The sequence below is a fragment of the Mesorhizobium sp. M2A.F.Ca.ET.042.01.1.1 genome (assembly GCF_003997405.1).
Lineage (GTDB): Bacteria > Pseudomonadota > Alphaproteobacteria > Rhizobiales > Rhizobiaceae > Mesorhizobium.
Genome location: NZ_RZRX01000575.1, coordinates 1 through 1,188, shown reverse-complemented (window position 1 = coordinate 1,188; position 1,188 = coordinate 1). Strand labels below are relative to the sequence as shown.

The window sequence follows — 1,188 nt, the reverse complement described above, 5'->3', positions numbered from 1 at the left end:
TACCAGGGCTATCTCAACGCGATGGAGGCGGCCGGCCTGGAGGTGAAGCCGTCCTGGCGCATTCCCGGCCCCCGCACCAAGCAGGCCGGCTTCGAAGCCGCGGGGCAGTTTCTGGCGCTGAAGGACAAGCCCACTGCCGCCTGCTGCTGGAACGATCTGGTCGCGATCGGGCTGATGAACGGCATTGCGCGGGCGGGCCTCGTGCCCGGCGTCGATATCTCGGTCACCGGCTATGACGATCTCGAGGAGGCGGCGATCGCGACGCCGGCCCTGACCACGGTCTGGAACGGCCAGCGCGAGGTCGGCCGCCGCGCCGCGAGCGCCCTGCTCGACAAGCTGAACGGGCAGGCGGTGCGGCCATCGCAGGAACTGATCAAGCCGGAACTGCATGTGCGGCAGTCGACCGGCAAGCCGGTGGAGCGTGCATGACCATTGCAGAAGGAAAATTGCCGGTCGCCATCCTGGTGCCGGGCGATTTCAACGATCATGCCGTCAGCCGCATAGACAAGGCGTTCATTCTTGTGCGCATCGAAGGCGCCGACCCTTCGCTGGTCACGGAAGAGATGCGCGCCACGGTGCGCGGCATCGCCTCCTACGCGGGCATCAACGCGGCGATGATCGACGCGCTGCCCAACCTTGAGATCATCTCCAGTTTCGGCGTCGGCTATGATTCGGTCGATGCCAATCACGCGGCCAAGCGTGGCGTCATGGTCACCAACACGCCCGACGTCCTGACCGAGGAGGTCGCCGACACCGCCATTGGTCTTTTGATCAACACCGTGCGCGAGCTCTACGCCGCCGAGAAGTGGCTGCGCGACGGCGACTGGGTGAAGAAGGGCAATTATCGCCTGAGCCGGCTTACCTTGCGCGGCCGCAGCGTCGGCATTTTCGGCATGGGCCGCATCGGCCGCGCCGTCGCCCGCCGCATCGAAGCCTTCGGCCTGCCGATCGCCTACCACAATCGCCGCAAGGTCGAAGGCGTGGCTTACGACTATCATGCCACTTTGAAAGGCCTTGCCGAGGCCGTCGACACGCTGATCTGCATTGCTCCGGGGGGCGCCTCCACGGAGAAGGCGATCAATGCCGAAATCTTGTCGGCGCTGGGTTCGAACGGCGTCTTCGTCAATGTCGGCCGGGGCTCGGCTGTGGACGAGACAGCACTGGCGGCCGCCCTGAAGAGCGGTACCA

General features: G+C 65.7%; 2 protein-coding genes. Both read left to right on the top strand.

The window, feature by feature from the left end:
* Positions 1–429, top strand: a 429-nt coding sequence (locus EOA23_RS34935; RefSeq protein WP_189341841.1) for a substrate-binding domain-containing protein, incomplete at its 5' end; no start/stop codon positions are given.
* Positions 426–1,188 (top strand): NAD(P)-dependent oxidoreductase (locus EOA23_RS34930; protein ID WP_127307337.1); only part of this gene is annotated, 763 nt, incomplete at its 3' end. The genes EOA23_RS34935 and EOA23_RS34930, both read left to right, overlap by 4 nt.